The 15,360-nt window shown below is 60.7% G+C and carries 15 protein-coding genes; 3 read left to right on the top strand and 12 right to left on the bottom strand.

From position 1 onward, the window contains the following. Positions 1–78: 78 nt before the first annotated feature. From FPZ52_RS04245 to fabD, 12 genes are all read right to left on the bottom strand, one after another. The gene (locus tag FPZ52_RS04245) at positions 79–1,278 is read right to left on the bottom strand and encodes a phage major capsid protein (RefSeq protein ID WP_146364026.1); all 1,200 of its coding nucleotides are present in this window, start codon (positions 1,276–1,278) and stop codon (positions 79–81) included. A 24-nt stretch (positions 1,279–1,302) separates the two neighbouring features. Then, on the bottom strand, positions 1,303–1,866 hold the full coding sequence (locus FPZ52_RS04240; RefSeq protein ID WP_420851700.1) for an HK97 family phage prohead protease: 564 nt from the start codon (positions 1,864–1,866) through the stop codon (positions 1,303–1,305). Positions 1,867–1,869: 3 nt separating this feature from the next. Beyond that, a complete protein-coding gene (locus tag FPZ52_RS04235) occupies positions 1,870–2,130 on the bottom strand; it encodes a GTA head formation protein, RCAP_rcc01685 family (RefSeq protein WP_205758602.1) in 261 nt (86 codons plus the stop codon). Then, the gene (locus FPZ52_RS04230; protein ID WP_146364024.1) at positions 2,123–3,316 is read right to left on the bottom strand and encodes a phage portal protein; all 1,194 of its coding nucleotides are present in this window, start codon (positions 3,314–3,316) and stop codon (positions 2,123–2,125) included. The genes FPZ52_RS04235 and FPZ52_RS04230 overlap by 8 nt, the downstream gene beginning before the upstream one ends. A 153-nt stretch (positions 3,317–3,469) precedes the next feature. Further along, on the bottom strand, positions 3,470–4,813 hold the full coding sequence (locus FPZ52_RS04225) for a DNA-packaging protein (protein ID WP_146364022.1): 1,344 nt from the start codon (positions 4,811–4,813) through the stop codon (positions 3,470–3,472). Continuing rightward, positions 4,749–5,090 (bottom strand): hypothetical protein, encoded by a 342-nt coding sequence (locus tag FPZ52_RS04220; RefSeq protein ID WP_146364020.1) that lies wholly within the window; start codon positions 5,088–5,090, stop codon positions 4,749–4,751. Before FPZ52_RS04220 ends, FPZ52_RS04225 begins: the two co-directional genes overlap by 65 nt. A gap of 358 nt (positions 5,091–5,448) precedes the next feature. Further along, positions 5,449–6,600, bottom strand: coding sequence for an endolytic transglycosylase MltG (mltG, locus tag FPZ52_RS04215; protein WP_146364018.1), 1,152 nt, complete (start codon positions 6,598–6,600; stop codon positions 5,449–5,451). Further along, positions 6,600–7,862 (bottom strand): beta-ketoacyl-ACP synthase II, encoded by a 1,263-nt coding sequence (gene fabF / locus FPZ52_RS04210; RefSeq protein ID WP_146364016.1) that lies wholly within the window; start codon positions 7,860–7,862, stop codon positions 6,600–6,602. The genes mltG and fabF overlap by 1 nt, the downstream gene beginning before the upstream one ends. A gap of 118 nt (positions 7,863–7,980) precedes the next feature. Then, positions 7,981–8,805 carry a glycoside hydrolase family 25 protein gene (locus tag FPZ52_RS04205; protein WP_146364014.1) on the bottom strand — a complete coding sequence of 275 codons (825 nt, stop codon included), beginning with the start codon at positions 8,803–8,805 and terminating at the stop codon, positions 7,981–7,983. Between the two features lie 183 nt (positions 8,806–8,988). Further along, positions 8,989–9,222: an acyl carrier protein gene (locus FPZ52_RS04200; protein ID WP_146364012.1), complete on the bottom strand. Its 234-nt coding sequence runs from the start codon at positions 9,220–9,222 to the stop codon at positions 8,989–8,991. A gap of 248 nt (positions 9,223–9,470) precedes the next feature. Then, positions 9,471–10,208: a 3-oxoacyl-[acyl-carrier-protein] reductase gene (gene fabG / locus FPZ52_RS04195; protein WP_146364010.1), complete on the bottom strand. Its 738-nt coding sequence runs from the start codon at positions 10,206–10,208 to the stop codon at positions 9,471–9,473. Between the two features lie 20 nt (positions 10,209–10,228). Continuing rightward, on the bottom strand, positions 10,229–11,164 hold the full coding sequence (gene fabD / locus FPZ52_RS04190; protein ID WP_146364008.1) for an ACP S-malonyltransferase: 936 nt from the start codon (positions 11,162–11,164) through the stop codon (positions 10,229–10,231). 171 nt (positions 11,165–11,335) lie between these two features. On the opposite strand from fabD, the gene FPZ52_RS04185 reads away from it, so the two are divergent. The 3 genes from FPZ52_RS04185 (at position 11,336) to FPZ52_RS04170 (ending at position 15,289) form a co-directional block, all read left to right on the top strand. After that, complete coding sequence (locus FPZ52_RS04185; RefSeq protein ID WP_146364006.1) at positions 11,336–12,553, top strand: cytochrome b/b6 domain-containing protein; 1,218 nt, start codon at positions 11,336–11,338, stop codon at positions 12,551–12,553. Between the two features lie 67 nt (positions 12,554–12,620). Then, positions 12,621–13,925 (top strand): adenylosuccinate lyase, encoded by a 1,305-nt coding sequence (gene purB / locus FPZ52_RS04180; RefSeq protein WP_146364004.1) that lies wholly within the window; start codon positions 12,621–12,623, stop codon positions 13,923–13,925. A gap of 302 nt (positions 13,926–14,227) precedes the next feature. Continuing rightward, on the top strand, positions 14,228–15,289 hold the full coding sequence (locus FPZ52_RS04170) for a flagellar motor switch protein FliG (protein WP_240804397.1): 1,062 nt from the start codon (positions 14,228–14,230) through the stop codon (positions 15,287–15,289). The last annotated feature ends 71 nt before the right edge of the window (positions 15,290–15,360 follow it).

Here is a 15,360-nt window from a genome sequence, read left to right as displayed (position 1 = left end):
GAACGGTCTGGAAGCTGGACAGCACGCAACCCGCACATCCCTGGGATCACCCACAGGGTGACCCGTCCGGTCAGGCGATCAGCCCTCGAAACGCAGCAGTTTGATCGCCGCGAAGTCGCTCACATCGCCACCGACGCGCTTGGTCGCGTAAAACAGGACATGCGGTTTGGCCGAGAACGGATCACGCAGGACCCGCAGATCCGGACGCTCGGCAATGGTGTAACCCGCAGCGAAATCACCAAAGGCAATAGCCGCTGCACCATCCGCGATATCCGGCATGTCTTCCGCAATAACCACCGGATACCCCATCAGTCGCGCGGGTTCCGCCGAGGCCAGACCGTCCGACCACAGGAAGCGACCGTCGCTGTCTTTCATTTTGCGCACCGCACCGGCGGTCTTGGAATTCATCACGAAGGTGGCATTTGCCCGGTATTCAGCGCCCAATGCATAGACCAGCTCGATCACCGCGTCCGCCGGCGCATTATCGGCAAAATCACCGGCACCACCGGTCTTGATGTAGCCGAGCGACCCCCAGGCCCACGCATCCTCTTCAACCTGCGGATGTGTCAGGAAGCCTGTGGGCTTGTCCACACCATCTCCCTTAACGAAGGCCGACCCTTCAGCACGTGCGAATTTCGTAGCAATCCGATTGGCCAACCAGTTTTCGATATCGAACGCGCTGTCATCCAGCAGGCGCTGGCTTGCCTTGGGTAGCGCGCTCAACTCATGTAGAGGAATGCTGATACGATCGATCTGCGGCGCGGCGGTTTCATTGACCGCAGCCGCTTCGGACGCCCAGTTATGTTCCATCTCGGTGTGGTCGACCAGAACGTCGTAGGACGTCGCTTCGACGTTCACGACGCTTGCGATCGTACGGATCGATGCGCCCGCATACAGTACGCCCTTGATCGTTTCCGAGGTCTGCGGATCAACCAGATATCCACCATCGGAATTGACGGTCAGCCCCTTGGCCTCAAAAGTCAGCCCACGCAACGCACCTTCGTCGCCCGTGCGCAGATAACCCTCGAACGCTTTCTGGTGCGGTGCGTCGATATCGGCAGTCGTCGACAGGGCGGGACGCGCGGCCAGCGCGGATTTACGGTTCAGCATGGTCAGTTTCTCTTCCTGTGCTTTGAGTTGCTCTTTGATCTGCGTCTGGAACGCGCCAAGGTCGTCCATCAGCCCGGTCAGGGCGGATTTGACCTCCACCACGCCCGTGCTTGCCGGACCACCAGGCAAAGCCTCACCGGCCCGAGCCTTGCTCTCGGGTATCGTCATGTCTTTCTCCTTGAAGATTGAAGATCAGGCCGGATCGGCCAGTCGCTTGCGCGCGTCCTTCACGACCTGCGCCAGTTCCAGAAACAGCGACTCTGCCGCTGGTTCGGATTTCGCCTGCACCTTGGCATCGGGCAGCATCGGAAAGGTCACAAGCGACACCTCCCACAAATCGACTTCGGCCAGCACGCGGCGGCCCTTGTCGTCCTTACCGGCCCGCAATGTGCGGTAGCCGATCGACAGCCCGTCGATCGCCCCCGCCTCGATCAGACACGCCGCTTCACGCGCCCGCGCCACATCGCCCAGAAGCCGCCCCTTGACATAAAGCCCCCGCGCGTCCTCGCGGATCTCGTCCCAGACCCCGATGGGCTGCGACGGATCATGCTGCCACAGCATCTTCACTCGCCGGCCTGATTGCGCCATTCGCTTCAGCGACGCCGCATACGCCCCTTTGGCAACGATATCGCCGCCCTGATCCACCCGCCCGAACACCGAGGCATAGCCCTCGATATCCGTGCCATCGGTGACAAGGTTTGCCTCGTCAAACCGGCAGAACTTGCTTTCAAGACCGCTCGCGGTCATCGCATCCATATCTCATGGCCCTCCATTCGGTGTGATTGTCAAAATCGAATTCAGCGCCTGCGTCAGGATCGTTCCGACAACGCCGTAAACCGTCAGCCAAAGCCGCTTTTCCAGCCGCTCCATGACCGCCTCGATCCGGTTGAGCCGCGCGTCGATCCCCTCGAATTGAAGGTTCACGACGCGCTCATTGGCCTCGATCACCTTGGCCGACCCGTAATCGAACGGCTCATACAGAAACCGCGACCCGCCGACCGGCCTGCGCATGTCAGTCATCACCGACCTCCCGCGCCAAAGGCGGCAGGCCCAGCAGCGCACGCTTCTCGTCCTTGCTCAGAAAATCCGCCTCGCCGATGCGCCGCCACCGCGCCTCGCGCTCCACCGAAAGCGCGGGGATCTGATCCAGATCGGGCGTCAGCACGATATCGGCGTCGACAAACCGCCCAAGCCACGCCCCGATGGCCGCCGATACGCGCTGCGTCAGCGGCAACACCGTCAGGCGGTAAAAAGCACGGTTCGCTTCTTGGTAGTTGGCATAGGTCGCATCACCGGGAATACCCAGAAGCATCGGCGGCACACCGAAGGCCAGCGCGATCTCGCGCGCCGCCGCTTCCTTCGTCTTCTGAAACTCCATATCCGACGGGCTGAACCCCATCGGCTTCCAGTCCAGACCGCCTTCCAACAACATCGGACGCCCTGCGTTCGCGGCCCCCTGATGATGGCTCGCCATCTCGTCGATCAACCGGTCATACTGATCCGCCGACATCGTGCCCTGCCCATCAGCGCTGCGATAGACAATCGCACCCGATGGTCGCGCCGCATTGTCGAGCAACGACTTCGACCAGCGAGATGCCGAATTATGCACATCAATCGCGGTGGCCGCCGCCTGCATGGGCGATAGGCCATAATGATCATCCTGCGGGTGGAAGCTCTTGATATGACACACCGGCGACGCATCCACGCCGACCGTAAACCGATGTTTCCGCCCGCTCACCGCATAGTCATATGCCACCGGCCAGCCATCCTGACCGGGGATCAACGTCATACGATCCGACCGCAGGACATGCAGTTCCAACGGTGCCTCGCCCAGCCCGCCACCGACCGCTTCAAGATAGCCATCACCGGACAGTAACAATTGACCGTAAAGCGCCTCAAGCAGTTCGGCCCGGCCCTGCAACGGGTTGGGTCGCGCCATCAGACCAGCGACCGGATGCGTATCAAACCGCTGACCACCCTCGGACATCACCAACGGAATCGCCGCAGACGCCTCAGCAATCAGTTTGACGGCCCGGAACCCCACCGGGTTTCCGGCGAACCCATTGCGTGTCAGCGACGCCGTATCGCGCGGGCTCCATGCCGCACGCCCCGCTCCGCTCCACGCGAACACTGCTCCGGCGGCGGAAGCCTTTCGTTCCGGCGGGGCCGCGTCCTTTTCAGCCTTGCGAAACAGGTCCAGAACCATGGCAAACTCCTTCCTTGCCGCGCGAACGCGGTCCGGCCAGAACGGCCTTTCAATGCATGATACGATCCGGCCCCCTCGACACGTCGAGGAAACGCCCGCGGAGGGGACCGGTGGTCAGGCAGGAGCCGACGACTCTACTGCCATGCTAGAATGTTATAATGAACGGATGCGTGGCCGCTTGAACCGCGCCGCAGGCTCGATCATCAACTCGTGCAGCGCCCAGACAAGCGCATCAACGCGATCCGGGCTGCCTTTGCCCTGGTATCCTTGCTGCGTCATCAGACACATTTCGTCTTCCAGCGTGTCCAGCCCGGGCAGATGGTTCACCCGGCCCTGCTCGTAAAGCGCCGCCACTGGCTCGGCGCGCGCCGCCTTGCCACGGCTGGCCCTAACTGCCCGGTACGGGACCAACGGATCAACCTGCCGGACCACGCTTTCGACCAATTCACCGCCCTGATTGACTTCTGCCACAAGTCGGTCAGCCCCGTGCCGTGCCATCGCTGCCAAAGCCGCTTCCGCCCATCCACGCGGACTGGCCCCACGCAGTGAAGCATCTTCCAAAACGACCGCCTGCCACCCCTGCGGATCGCCCTGCATCCGCACGCCTGCCACGACGATCCCACAGGCGTCCGATCCGTCATGCCCCGTCACCGGTGGATCGACAGCAACCACGACGCGATCAAACTCCGGCGCGGTCTCGATTCGGCACCCTTCCAGCATGCCCAACGTCCACATCGCGCCCTCTGCATCTTCCAGCAGCACGCCGTCCAGTTCCTGCCGTCCCAGCCGGGTGCCTGCATAACGCGCTCGCACCTCCTGCAGGAAACTGTTGGCCAGATAGGCGCTGTTGGCCTCCGTCGGTGCCGTTGTCACGACCGTCGACGGATTGTACAGGATACGCTTCAGCACCCCGACATTACGTGGCGTCGTGGTAACGACCTGCCGGGGAGTTTCCCCCAGACGCAAACCGAATTGCAGCATGTCCCACGCATCTTCGGCCTTCTTCCACTTGGCCAGTTCATCAACCCAGGCTGCATCAAACTGAGGACCGCGAAGGCTTTCCGGCTCATGCGCCGAAAAAACCTGCGCCACGGCCCCGTTCGGCCAGACCAGCCTGCGCCGTGTGGCTTCCCATTTCGGACGACGATCCGGCGGCGAACATGCCATGATACCGCTATCGCCCATGATCATGACCTCGCGAACCTGATCAAGTGTTTCACCGACCAGCGCCACGCGGCGCGAGCGGCCGGGATCGAGTGGCCTCGATCCCTCGACTTCCGCCCGCACCCATTCGGCCCCAGCGCGGGTCTTGCCCGCGCCGCGCCCGCCCATGATCACCCATGTCCGCCAGTCTCCTTCCGGCGGCAACTGATGATCCAGTGCCCAGAATTCGAACAGATAGGGCAGCGCCAGAAGCGCCCCGTCCGACAAATCATTCAGAAACGCCTCCCGCACCTCTGGCGGCTCGCAGGCAAGCAAGACGCCGCCCGATCTCATGTCTGGCCGCGTCGAAGTCGATGGCATAGCCATTGACGACACCGGCATCTTCCCGAATGGTTTTTTCAAGACGTTCCCTTTCCATCAATGCCGGGACCAGCGCGGCCTTCAGCTCTTTCACGAGCTTCATCGCTTCCGGGGCCTGCGTCGTATCGCCCGCCTTCAGCGCTGCGATGAACACGCTCAGCGCGTTGGCGGCATCCGCAAAATGCCCGTGTGCCTCCGACAACAACTTGTCGGAAGATCCGTCACCCGCCTCGGGGTAGATCAATGTCATGGATATGAACCCTGCCTGTTTAGGGGGTCCGTTCGAGAGGCATGAAAAATGCGCCTGAGGTGTCCCTCGGCGCCTTACCCACTTCTTCCAGCTTGTCAAAAGTGATACATTCGACCGTTCGCAAAGTCAAGCGATTTACGCAATCCACATCTCGTAACCCCGTGCGATCAATTAACTTTTTGACGCAACACCGGACACCCCATATGTCGGAATCTGTTATTTGGTGCCGTTCCCGGTCCGATAAAACCGTTAATACCCGACCGCACCGGACCTGCCCCCGGAAACAGAAAACCCGCGCGGCACTAACGCGCCACACGGGATTCTCATACGGTCAGGACCGGGAATCACGGCGAAGGAATCACTGTTCCGCCCGTTCCGCCTCTATTGCGCGCCACTTTGCGACATTGGCGTTGTGTTCATCCAGCGTCTGGGCGAATGCATGCCCGCCGGTTCCGTCCGCTACGAAGTAAACGAACTCCGTCCGCTCCGGATTCACCGCCGCCTCGATCGAGGCCCGCCCCGGATTCGCAATCGGAGTCGGCGGTAGCCCATCAATCTGATAGGTGTTGTAAGGCGTGACCTGGTCAAGCTCGCTGCGAAGCAGCCCGCGGCCAAGCACGCCCTGCCCACCAGTGACACCGTAGATCACGGTCGGGTCCGTCTGCAGCCGCATGCCACGCTTCAGGCGGTTCTCGAAGACACTGGCCACAAGACGACGCTCGTCGGCGACGGCCGTTTCCTTTTCGATGATCGATGCCATGATCAACACCTCTTCCGGTGTCTCCAGCGGCAAGTCCTCGATCCGTTGTCCCCAGGCCTCGGCGAGTACTGTCGCCTGACGTTGTTCCATCTGATCGATGATGCTTGCACGATCCGTGCCCTGGCTGATCTCGTAGCTACCCGGCGCAAGGCTGCCCTCTGCCGGAACACCTTCCACCTCTCCCGACAGGAACGGTGCGTTCTTCAGCCCTTCGGCAACGGCCCAGCTGGTAGCACCGGGCACCAGCGTGACACGGAACCGGGCAAAGCCGTCATTCGCGACCTGCTCATATTCGACCGGAGGCTCCTCACCCGCCGCGAAATTCGCATAGTCGATATATTCAGACCGCGCCGGATCGAATTCGCGCACATGGATGATCGTCTCGGCGACACCCACGCGCAGGTTGATCTCGCTGCCACAGGTGCTCTGGCCCGTGCTGGTGATGATATCGACGATCTCTTCCATCGACGCACCTTCCGGCACAAGGAAATTCCCCGCCTTCAGCCCCGCCGAGCGCTCCGTGTAATCCGCGCCGATCCGCATGATCGCGCCGCTTGTCACGGCGCCCTGCTCATCCAGCCGGTCGGAGATCACCTTCATGGTGGACCCGCGCGGAACGCCCACGCAAATCGCCTCGGCCAGCGGCCCGGGCGACTTGTAAGCGTTCTGCCCCATCGCGATCACGATGCCGAGCCCGATCAGCGCGACGATCAGAACCGACAGCGCATTCGATGCAATTGCACGCCACATCAGTCAGTGACCCGCCCCAGAACAAGCGACGCATTGGTGCCGCCAAACCCGAAGGAATTGGACAGCGCAATATTGATCTCGCGCTCGCGCTTGGCATTTGGCGCCAGATCCAGCTTCGGCTCAACCGCCGGATTGTCCAGGTTGATCGTCGGCGGCGCAACCTGATCACGGATCGCCAGCACGCAGAATATGCCCTCAACCGCGCCAGCAGCGCCGAGCAGGTGACCGATCGACGATTTTGTCGAACTCATCGTGGCCTTGGGTGCGGACTCGCCCAGAACGCGCTCGACCGCACCAAGCTCAATCGTGTCAGCCATGGTCGAGGTGCCATGCGCATTGATATAATCCACTTTTGACGGCTCAAGGCCCGCACGGTCCAGCGCCGCACGCATCGCACGTTCACCGCCTTCACCATCCTCGCTCGGCGCGGTGATGTGATAGGCGTCACCCGACAGCCCATATCCCAGAACTTCGGCGTAAATCTTCGCGCCGCGCGCCTTGGCGTGTTCGTATTCTTCCAGAACAACAACACCCGCACCCTCGCCCATGACAAACCCGTCGCGGTCATTGTCATAGGGTCGGCTCGCCGCCTGTGGATCATTGCCGCGCTTGGTGGACAGTGCCTTGCACGCATTGAAGCCCGCGATTCCCAGTTCGCAGATCGGGCTTTCCGCGCCGCCCGCGACCATGACGTCAGCATCGCCCCACTGGATCAAGCGCGCCGCATCGCCAATCGCATGTGCTCCCGTGGAACAGGCCGTAACAACCGCGTGGTTCGGGCCTTTGAAGCCGTATTTGATCGACACCTGGCCGGACACGAGGTTGATCAGCGCGCCGGGAATGAAAAAGGGCGAAATCCGACGCGGGCCGCGCTCCTTCAAGGTGATTGAGGCGTCCGCGATGTTGCTCAGCCCGCCAATCCCGGACCCGATCATGACGCCGGTGCGCAGGCGGCTCTCTTCATCCTCGGGCGTCCAATCGGCGTCTTTCACGGCCTGCTCAGCCGCCGCCAGACCATACAGGATGAAATCATCAACCTTGCGGCGTTCTTTCGGTTCCATCCAATCATCTGGATTGAAGGTCCCGCCAGACCCATCGCCCAGCGGAATTTCACAAGCATAGGTCGTCTGCAAATGACCGGCATCGAAGCGCGATATCGTGCCCGCGCCCGACTCGCCCGCCAGAAGACGACTCCAGGTCTCTTCCACACCTGACGCCAGCGGCGTGACCATCCCCAGACCTGTTACTACGACGCGACGCATGCTCTGCCCCCGGTATCATTCTCTTTTGGCTCGCCTCTGATACCCGCTTGGCCGCATACGGGCAAGCACAAGCGCCACCTTGGCCCTCATGCCTGCCGCTTTCCGCGCAGCCTTCAAATCAGTTCAGCCAGTAGTTCCAGGCCAGCACATCGCCCGCGAAGACATTGATGTCCACGCCGCCCTTGATACCCGGCACGACGCCTGTTCCCGTGTATTGCCAGAAGGTCCAGGGCGCGCCGTCATAAACCTCGTTCGGATGCCCCGCGACAGACCGCAGCCAGAACCGTTCGCCCCGCATGTTTCCGATGCCCGTATCGGCATAGAAGTCCACGGTCGTATAGATGATCGGGCGACGCCCGTAATGGCGTTGAAGGATATCAAGGAAGGTATCCGCATTCTTGCGAATGGTCGCCCCGTCGGGCCGCAAACGACATGTCTTGGAGTGGTGGTTCCATTCCATGTCCAGGACATGCGGCATGGAATTGTTGTCGCGCGGCACGTTACGGATGAACCACGCGGCCTGCTCTTCTGGCGAACGGCAGAAGTAGTAAAAGTGATATGCCCCGTGCCGGATGCCTGCATCCCGCGCCCCCGCCCAATGGTCGATGAAGCTCGGGTCGAGGTGGTCACCGCCTTCGGTGGCCTTGATAAACACGAAGGACACACCGTTCCGGCGCGCTTCCCGCCAGTCGATATCGGTCTGCCAACGCGAAACGTCGATCCCGTGGATTGGATAATCCGTCGGATCGAAATGTCCCCACTCATGGGGGTCGTTATCGCCGAACTTCGGGTATGTGATCGCGGTATTAAGGGATGTCACCTGCGGTTGCGCGGGTGCCGTCGTGAAAGACGCCGCAGGTGGCGGGGGGGCCTTTCGCCCACCGCAGCCCGCCAAAGCGCCCAATAGCGCGGCGGCGAGAGTGAACTTGACGAGGGTCTGCATCGATGCCTCCAGAAATGCGCTGATCATTCACGCCAGCGTTACCTGCATCATACCAGACTCTCGCGATTTCAGACAATCTTCTCTGCGCAAGCGTTGCGACAATTGCGCATCAGCAACGGATAGTGCCAAACGAAAAATGGCGCCCGAAGGCGCCATTAATCTAAATCAAGTGATACCAGCGACTTACGCGGCTTCCTTGATGAACTTGACCGCATCGCCGAAGGTCTGGATCGTCTCGGCTGCGTCGTCCGGGATCTCGATGCCGAACTCTTCTTCGAAAGCCATCACCAGTTCGACGGTGTCCAGGCTGTCGGCACCCAGATCGTCGATGAACGAGGCACTTTCAGTTACCTTGTCCGCTTCGACACCCAGATGCTCGACAACGATCTTCTTCACGCGTTCAGCGACGTCGCTCATGTCAATTCCTCACAGTTCTCTCGGGTCTCGCCCGCATTAGATTGTTTAGTCCCCGCCAGAGACCGGCGGATCGAAACCTGTCTTCCCGACAACACCGAACAAGTGCCGCACCGGAAAATCTGCGCCGCCTATAGCATACTCGGTCAGGGGCGCAAATGTTTTGTCCGGCACGTTACCTGCCCATCGGGACTGACGCCACATATTCGCGCAAGCCCGAAGAAATTCAAGTGACTTGCGCGAATTCAGGCTCAGATCATCGCCATCCCGCCGTTTACGTGGATCGTGCTTCCGGTCACGTAGCCGGCCTCTTCGCTCGCCAGATACATCACAGCCGCAGCGATTTCCTTGGGATCACCCATGCGTCCCGCAGGAATCTGATTCAGGATACCCGACTTCTGATCGTCGGTCAGCTTGTCGGTCATCGCTGTCGCGATGAAGCCCGGCGCAACCGAATTGACCGTAATGCCACGGCTTGCGACCTCGTAGGCCAGCGATTTAGACATGCCGATCATGCCCGCCTTGGACGCGGCATAGTTACCCTGCCCCGGATTTCCGGTTGTGCCCACGATCGAGCTGATATTCACGATACGGCCCCAACGCTTCTTCATCATGCCGCGCAGCACACCGCGACACAGCCGCATCGTCGCCGTCAGGTTGATATCCAGCACACTGTTCCATTCATCATCGGACATGCGCATGAACAGGTTGTCGCGCGTGATACCCGCGTTATTCACCAGGATATCGACCTGACCCATCGCCTCGACAGCCTGCTTCGGCAGTGCCTCGACAGCTTCGGCATCGCTCAGGTTGCAAGGAAGCACATGCACGCGATCCCCCAGCTCACCGGCCAGCGCCTCAAGCGGTTCCGTCCGTGTCCCAGAAATCGCAACCGTCGCACCCGCCGCGTGAAGCACGCGGGCGATCTCGGCGCCGATACCGCCAGACGCACCCGTCACCAGTGCCGTTTTCCCTGTAAGATCAAACATCTGCTTTATCCTCTTGAAGTTCAGTCGGCTTGCGCGACAGTCTTGACATCTTCCGGCGTTGAAATCGCTGTGCAGGTGATGGAGCGTTCAATACGGCGGATCATGCCCGACAACGCCTTGCCCGCGCCGATTTCCCAGATTTCGGTTACACCTTCTGCGGCCATGGTCTGCACCGACTCGCGCCAGCGCACCGATCCGGTGACTTGCTCCACGAGTTGGCGACGGATCGCATCCGCGTCGCCGGTCGGCTGCGCGGTCACATTGGCAATCAGCGGAACCTTGGGCACTGCGATGGACACATCGGCCAGCGCGGTTGCCATCTCGTCCGCGGCAGGCTGCATCAGCGCACAATGGAACGGGGCGGACACCGGCAACATGACCGCACGTTTCGCTCCTTTTTCCTTGGCAATCTCGACGGCGCGCTCGACCGCCGCCTTGTGACCGGAAACGACCACCTGTGCCGGATCGTTGTCGTTCGCGGCCTGACAGACATCTCCCTGCGCAGCTTCTTCGGCAACTTCGCGCACGGCCGCGATATCCAGCCCCAGGATGGCCGCCATTGCACCCTCTCCTACGGGTACCGCACGCTGCATCGCCTGTCCGCGCAAGCGCAACAACTTGGCCGTATCGGTGATTGTCAGCGACCCGGCCGCCGCGAGCGCAGAATACTCACCCAACGAATGCCCCGCGACGAATGACGCGCGCTCGACTGTGATGCCTTCGACCTCCAACGCACGCATCGCGGCCAGCGAACACGCCATCAGCGCGGGCTGAGCATTCTGCGTCAACGTCAGAGCCTCGATGCTGCCCTCCCAGATCTGGTCGGACAATTTCTCGCCGAGCGCGTCATCCACCTCATCGAATACGGCCTTCGCTTGCGGGTAGGTCTCGGTCAGCGCCTTTCCCATCCCGATGGTCTGCGCACCCTGTCCGGGAAATACGAACGCTAGGGTCATGTGATGTCATCCTCTGTCAAATCGGCTGCTCGCGTTTCGTAGCGGGATAACGATTGCGGCCCTCTGTGGCAATCACTCGCGCTCACGCACGGGTTATGTGCGGATATATCCAGTGGGCATGCCGCGCTACCGCGTCTAACTATGGGCCAAGTCCACATGGCGGAGCATTCCATGACAAGCACAGTGACAGATATCCGAAACACCGCGCATCAGTATGGCGCGGTCGCAAAGGCGTTTCATTGGGTCACGGCGGCGCTGATCCTGTCGGCCATTACCTTGGGTTTCATTGCCGGTTACTGGCCCTATGAACCCCAGTCGGTACTTGAGGCGAAGTACGCGCTGTTCTCGATCCATAAAACGATCGGCGTGACAATCTTCTTCGTTGCGCTGGCACGGATCGTCTGGGCCCTATCGCAACCCAAGCCGGGCCTGTTGCATCCAGACCGCCGCTTGGAGACGTGGCTCGCAGAAACCGTGCATTGGCTGCTTTACGGTCTTTTGGTCGCCACACCACTGTCGGGCTGGATACATCACGCCGCGCTTACGGGCTTTGCGCCGATCTGGTGGCCCTTCGGTCAAACTCTGCCCTTCGTGCCGCAAAGTCCCGAAGTCGCGGAATTCTTCGGCGCATGGCACTATGTTCTGACCCGTCTTTTGATCGTCACGCTGGTTCTGCACATCGCAGGCGCGATCAAGCATCATGCTGTCGACCGTGACCAGACCCTGCAGCGGATGCTACCCGGACGCACCGATGTTCAGACACCCGAGCAATCACACAGCCGCGTCGCGACATTAAGCGGGTTCGGCTTGCTGACGGCTGCGCTGATCGCCGGAACGGTTTTGGGAATGCCTGCGGGAGACCATGCGCGGGATACCAATGAAACGACCGCCACGTCGGACACCACAAGCTGGCTGATCAACCAAGGCAACATCGACATCACCGTGCTGCAAGCGGGCAAAGAGGTCTCGGGTCAGTTCGGTCAGTGGAGCGCCGATATCCGGTTCGATCCCGAAGCCAGCGGACCGGATTTCGGCGAGGTCACCACGCAGATCGACATTTCCAGCCTGACGCTGGGCGGTGTGACCGAACAGGCGCTCGGCCCCAGCTATTTCGCGGCAGACGAGTTCCCAACCGCCGTTTTCGAGGGAGTGATTACGCAGGAAGGCGCCGATAAAACCGACTATATCGCGGACGGTGCGCTGATATTGAAGGGCGTAACCGTGCCTGTCACCCTGCCCTTCACCTTGCAACTCGACGGCAACGTGGCGCAGATGTCCGGTCAGATAACACTCGACAGGCGCGATTTTGGCATCGGAGATGCCGGATCCGAGGGCACGGTGGGCTTCGAAGTCGTCGTCGATATCGCGCTGGAGGCCCAGCAGCAGTAACTCGGCATTGCCGCTGGGCGGGGATTTGTCTAGGGAAGCGCCAACCATTCAAGGAAGGTGCTGCCCTATGATCCCCCGCTATTCCCGCCCCGAAATGGTCGCCATCTGGTCACCGGAAACCAAGTTCCGCATCTGGTACGAGATCGAGGCGCACGCCTGCGACGCTCAAGCCGAACTGGGCGTAATCCCAAAAGAAAACGCGGATGCGGTCTGGAAAGCCAGGGATGTGGAGTTTGATGTCGCCCGCATCGACGAGATCGAGGCGATCACCAAGCATGACGTCATCGCCTTTCTGACGCATCTGGCCGAGATCATCGGCAATGACGAAGCCCGCTTCGTTCACCAGGGCATGACCAGCTCGGATGTGCTGGACACGACCTTCAATGTCCAACTGGTGCGCGCAGCCGATATCCTGTTGGCGGACATGGATAAGCTGCTGGACGCGCTCAAGCGCCGCGCGTTCGAACACAAGGACACGGTTCGCATCGGCCGCAGCCACGGTATCCATGCCGAGCCGACCACGATGGGCCTGACCTTCGCACGTTTCTACGCCGAGATGGATCGCAACCGGGATCGTTTGGCCCGTGCCCGCGAAGAGGTCGCAACCGGCGCGATATCGGGTGCCGTCGGCACCTTCGCCAACATCGACCCCAGCGTCGAAGAACATGTCTGCAAGAAGCTGGGGCTGAAACCCGAACCCATTTCCACGCAGGTGATCCCGCGCGACCGCCATGCAATGTTTTTTGCCACCCTCGGCGTCATCGGGTCGAGCATCGAAAACATCGCGACCGAGATCCGCCACATGCAGCGTACCGAGGTTCTGGAAGCCGAGGAATTCTTTTCCAAGGGCCAGAAAGGCAGCTCCGCCATGCCGCATAAGCGCAACCCGGTGCTGACCGAGAACCTGACGGGCCTTGCGCGCCTGATCCGCATGGCCGTGGTGCCCGCGATGGAAAACGTGGCGCTCTGGCACGAGCGCGACATTTCCCATTCGTCGGTCGAGCGCAATATCGGGCCGGACACCACCGTGACGCTGGACTTCGCGTTGTCACGCCTGACCACCGTCGTCGACAAGCTGGTTGTCTACCCCGACAACATGCTGGCCAACATGAACAAGTTCCGTGGGCTGGTCATGTCGCAGCGCGTCCTTCTGGCATTGACCCAGAAAGGCGTGAGCCGCGAAGACGCCTACCGCCTGGTCCAGCGCAACGCCATGAAGGTCTGGGAAGACGGCAAGGATTTCGAGACCGAACTGAAAGGCGACGCCGAAGTTACTGCCGTGCTAAGCAACGCCGAAATTTCGGAAAAATTCGATCTTGGCTACCATACCAAGAATGTCGACACGATCTTCAAGCGTGTCTTCGGCGAATAAGCCGCGCCGCATTTTGAGATAACCACGCGTCATGCTATCCTGACTGCAACAAGCTTGGAGGGTAGCATGACATTCAGAATGGTTTTCATATCCGCAGCGTTGGTGTTTGCGCCGGTCGCGGCACTCGCCTGTTCCTCGCATACAGAAGCAAATATGAGCTGCGCCGATGGCATGACATGGGACACCCAGTCCCATAGCTGCGTCGATAAAGCGTCAAGCTGATACAAATCCTTCACGTCAGGTAACCGGGGATTAAGTCTCCTCTGTCAACGTGGCCGCACCATGCAGAAGCGGAGCATCACGTGACAGAAGCACTCGCCACAATTTCCAGTTCAGTGACCGGCCTGCCTGCAACCGGATCGGTGCAACGTCCCAAGCTGACCCGCCGCCAGAAAGCGGCGGTCATTGTGCGACTGCTGCTGCGTGAAGGATCGCAACTGTCCCTGAACGAACTGCCTGAAGTCATGAAAATGGACCTGACGCGCGAAATGGGCACGATGGGCCTGGTCGACCGTCAAACCATGCAAGACATCATAACGGAGTTCGTGGGGGAGTTGAACGATCTGGGCGTGTCCTTTCCTGGCGGGGTCGATGGCGCCCTTGAAACGCTCGAATCCGCACTCAGCCCGCAAGCCATGCGCGAGATTCGCCGCAAGATCGGCAAGCCAATTAAGGGAGATCCGTGGAATGCCATCGCCAATGCGCCCACGGATCAGGTCGTGGCGCTGGTACGGCGCGAATCGACCGAGGTGGCAGCGGTGATCCTGTCCAAGTTACCCGTGTCGCGTGCCGCCGACATTCTGGGCAAACTGCCCGGTGACCAGGCGCGGCGCATCACGTTCGCTATTTCGACCACAAGCGCGATAGAACCCGACACAGTCTGCACGATCGGTATGGCCATCGCGATCCAACTGGACGATCAGACCCCCCATGCCTTCGCGGAAGCACCTGTCGCGCGGATCGGCGCGATCCTCAACTCCTCGAAGTCGACGACAAGACATGAAGTTCTCGAAGGGTTGGAACAGACCGATGCCGAATTTGCACAAGAGGTCCGCAAAGCGATCTTCACCTTCGCCGATATCGTGGATCGTGTGATACCGCGTGACGTTCCGAAGATCGTGCGAACTCTGGACCGGCAGCTTCTTTTAACGGCACTGGCCGGTACGACGGGTGTGGAAGAACGCTCCGCGCAATACCTGCTGGAAAACATTTCCCAACGGCTGGCGACGCAAATCCGCGAGGAAATCGAAGAGCTCGCACAAATCAATCCCGCCGACGCAGAAGAGGCGATGGATGCCGTTGCCGCTGTCATTCGTGACATGGAAGCCGCCGGTGAACTCGCGCTCAATGCAGCTCCCGATTAACGCGACGCTTGCCCCAGCCGGACCACGGAATTATATCCATCACCTCAGCGAAGGGTGAATGGGACGCGCAC

Source organism: Qingshengfaniella alkalisoli, from assembly GCF_007855645.1.
GTDB classification, from domain to species: Bacteria; Pseudomonadota; Alphaproteobacteria; order Rhodobacterales; family Rhodobacteraceae; genus Qingshengfaniella; species Qingshengfaniella alkalisoli.
This window is presented reverse-complemented; position numbering and strand designations above follow the sequence as displayed.

Bases quoted from the DNA above. Each gene is read 5' to 3' on its own strand.
- FPZ52_RS04245 (WP_146364026.1), bottom strand. From the start codon at position 1,278: ATGACGATACCCGAGAGCAAGGCTCGGGCCGGTGAGGCTTTGCCTGGT.
- FPZ52_RS04240 (WP_420851700.1), bottom strand. From the start codon at position 1,866: ATGGATGCGATGACCGCGAGCGGTCTTGAAAGCAAGTTCTGCCGGTTT.
- FPZ52_RS04235 (WP_205758602.1), bottom strand. From the start codon at position 2,130: ATGACTGACATGCGCAGGCCGGTCGGCGGGTCGCGGTTTCTGTATGAG.
- FPZ52_RS04230 (WP_146364024.1), bottom strand. From the start codon at position 3,316: ATGGTTCTGGACCTGTTTCGCAAGGCTGAAAAGGACGCGGCCCCGCCG.
- FPZ52_RS04225 (WP_146364022.1), bottom strand. From the start codon at position 4,813: ATGAGATCGGGCGGCGTCTTGCTTGCCTGCGAGCCGCCAGAGGTGCGG.
- FPZ52_RS04220 (WP_146364020.1), bottom strand. From the start codon at position 5,090: ATGACATTGATCTACCCCGAGGCGGGTGACGGATCTTCCGACAAGTTG.
- mltG (WP_146364018.1), bottom strand. From the start codon at position 6,600: ATGTGGCGTGCAATTGCATCGAATGCGCTGTCGGTTCTGATCGTCGCG.
- fabF (WP_146364016.1), bottom strand. From the start codon at position 7,862: ATGCGTCGCGTCGTAGTAACAGGTCTGGGGATGGTCACGCCGCTGGCG.
- FPZ52_RS04205 (WP_146364014.1), bottom strand. From the start codon at position 8,805: ATGCAGACCCTCGTCAAGTTCACTCTCGCCGCCGCGCTATTGGGCGCT.
- FPZ52_RS04200 (WP_146364012.1), bottom strand. From the start codon at position 9,222: ATGAGCGACGTCGCTGAACGCGTGAAGAAGATCGTTGTCGAGCATCTG.
- fabG (WP_146364010.1), bottom strand. From the start codon at position 10,208: ATGTTTGATCTTACAGGGAAAACGGCACTGGTGACGGGTGCGTCTGGC.
- fabD (WP_146364008.1), bottom strand. From the start codon at position 11,164: ATGACCCTAGCGTTCGTATTTCCCGGACAGGGTGCGCAGACCATCGGG.
- FPZ52_RS04185 (WP_146364006.1), top strand. From the start codon at position 11,336: ATGACAAGCACAGTGACAGATATCCGAAACACCGCGCATCAGTATGGC.
- purB (WP_146364004.1), top strand. From the start codon at position 12,621: ATGATCCCCCGCTATTCCCGCCCCGAAATGGTCGCCATCTGGTCACCG.